Here is a 2,428-nt window from a genome sequence, read left to right as displayed (position 1 = left end):
GCACATGCTGCGGACATTTACCTTCCCGCTTCAGCAATGCCAGCGCCCGCCCATACGTCGGGGCTTTATCTGTGTTGATCAACCGTGGAATTTGCAGGCGCTTCGTATTATTCAGAAGTTTACCCATAAAGCGATAGGCGGCTTTGGTGTGACGACGTGAAGACAGGTAAAAGTCAATGGTGCAGCCCCTGCTGTCGACGGCGCGGTACAGATAAGCCCAGCGTCCGTTGACCTTCACGTAGGTTTCATCGAGATGCCATGAGCCAAAACCGGAAGGTTGACGCCAGTACCAGCGCCGCCGCTTTTCCATTTCAGGTGCAGAACGCTGAACCCATCGATAAATCGTGGTGTGATCGACATTTACCCCTCGCTCAGCCAGCATCTCCTGCAGCTCACGATAACTGATGCCATATTTGCAGTACCAGCAGACGGCCCACAGGATAATATGACGCTCAAAATGTCGACCTTTAAATGGGTTCATGTGCTGCTCCTTCAACTAAACAGTGGCATCAGTTTACCATCGCCAGATCTTTGCAACAGTGCCCAGCTTACGGTTAAGAAACCCCAAAATGGTTGATTCAGTTTCCTAATCATCAAGATCAGGCACGCCTGATAGTTACTCTTCTTCATCTTTCTGACGCTCTTTGGTGACACGCACCAGATCAATACGGTAGTCGGTGGCTTCGATAATCTGGAAGCACAGCGGCAGCATCTCTATCACCTCACCGGCTTTTGGCAGCTGACCTTTCTGGTCAATCAGCAGCCCCGCTAGCGAAGCATGATCATCTTCCGGCTTAACCAGCTCTTGAGTATCCAGCAGCTGCTGTAGCGAGTGCAGATCGGTTCCGCCCTTCACCAGCCAGCCATCACCATCCGCAATAATATCCGGGGTTTCATCTTCATCCGGGAACTCACCGGCAATCGCTTCCAGTACGTCCAGCGGCGTAATCAGCCCCTGCACCACGCCAAACTCGTTGGTGACAACGACAAAGCTGCCTTTTGCCCGGCGCAGCACGCCCAGCAGGTTCAACGGATCGAGCGTTTCCGGTACGATGATCGGCGGAGTGTTGCTGGCAAGGGTTGCCACATCAATCCCGTGATCCAATGCCACCAGCAGCTCTTTCGCGCGCACGATGCCAATAATTTCGTCCAGCTCGCCCCGGCAGACCGGAAACAGGCTGTGCGGGGTATCCAGCAGCTGAATGCGAATTCCGTCCAGCGGATGCGTGGCGTCAACCCAGGAGATCTCACCACGCGGCGTCATGATGCTGCGCACCGAACGTGATGCCAGCGTCAGTACCCCATTGATCATGTAGCGCTCTTCATCTTTAAATGTTTCCTGCGGCATGATCGCGGCAACTTCACTGCTTTTACTGTTCAGCACTTCGCTTTGACGACACCCGCCCATCAGGCGCTGGATTGCCTCTGCAGTGCGTTCACGCATGGGGCGTCTTTCCTGATGGCGCATAAAGTTATGGCGCGCAATCTGGTTAAACAGCTCGATAAGAATCGAGAAGCCAATCGCTGTGTACAGGTAACCTTTTGGAATATGGAAGCCGAAACCTTCCGCTACCAAGCTGAGACCAATCATCAGCAGGAAGCTCAGGCACAGCACCACCACGGTCGGGTGCGCGTTGACAAAGTTGGTCAGCGGTTTGGATGCCAGCAGCATTACACCCATCGCAATCACCACGGCGGTCATCATAATCGCCAGATTGTTAACCATCCCGACAGCAGTGATCACCGCATCAAGGGAGAATACCGCATCAAGAATAACAATCTGCACCACCACGGCCCAGAAACTGGCATATCCTTTATTGCCGCCGTCATTCATCTCACGGTTTTCCAGCCGTTCATGCAGCTCCATCGTGGCTTTGAACAGCAGGAACAGTCCACCCACCAGCAGAATGAGGTCGCGGCCAGAGAAGCTGAATTCGCCAATGCTAAACAGCGGACGGGTCAGGGTCACCATCCACGAGATAAGCGACAGCAGGCCAAGACGCATAACCAGCGCTAGTGACAGGCCGATCAGACGGGCTTTATCACGCTGCTTTGGCGGCAGTTTATCGGCCAGAATGGCGATAAACACTAGGTTATCGATGCCCAGCACAATCTCAAGAACAATGAGCGTAAAGAGACCGGCCCAGATTGAGGGGTCTAAGAGAAATTCCATGAAAGACTCCGAAAAAAAGGATCGGAAAAACGCAGCAGGCTTTCGGCTGAACGTGCGGCAGAGATAACGACAGGTGGAAAACATGATGACGTCAAATGACGTTAAAAACGATACCGGATAGCCCAGCAGCATGATTAAGCGACTTCGGTGACAGTCCATAGGGAGGGCTGAGGCCCGTTACTCCTGTATGAAAAAAGATCCCTACTTTATCAGTTGCCGCAGGGACGTCAAAATATTTTCGGCACTGTTGCAAAG

2 protein-coding genes are annotated in these 2,428 nt (G+C 52.9%); both read right to left on the bottom strand.

Going from position 1 to position 2,428, the window contains the following annotated elements; genetic code table 11:
• On the bottom strand, positions 1–481 hold a 481-nt coding region (locus tag BBW68_RS03570), incomplete at its 3' end, for an IS6 family transposase (protein WP_070133758.1).
• A gap of 135 nt (positions 482–616) precedes the next feature.
• Positions 617–2,173, bottom strand: coding sequence for a TerC family protein (locus tag BBW68_RS03565; RefSeq protein WP_070134025.1), 1,557 nt, complete (start codon positions 2,171–2,173; stop codon positions 617–619).
• Positions 2,174–2,428 lie beyond the last annotated feature (255 nt).

Origin of the sequence: Candidatus Erwinia dacicola (assembly GCF_001756855.1) — a bacterium.
Taxonomy (GTDB): Bacteria; Pseudomonadota; Gammaproteobacteria; order Enterobacterales; family Enterobacteriaceae; genus Erwinia; species Erwinia dacicola.
Note: the sequence above shows the minus strand (reverse complement) of the source record. Positions and strands in the feature narration are given on the sequence as shown.

Coding starts and splice junctions, on each gene's coding strand:
- BBW68_RS03565 (WP_070134025.1), bottom strand. CDS start 2,173: ATGGAATTTCTCTTAGACCCCTCAATCTGGGCCGGTCTCTTTACGCTC.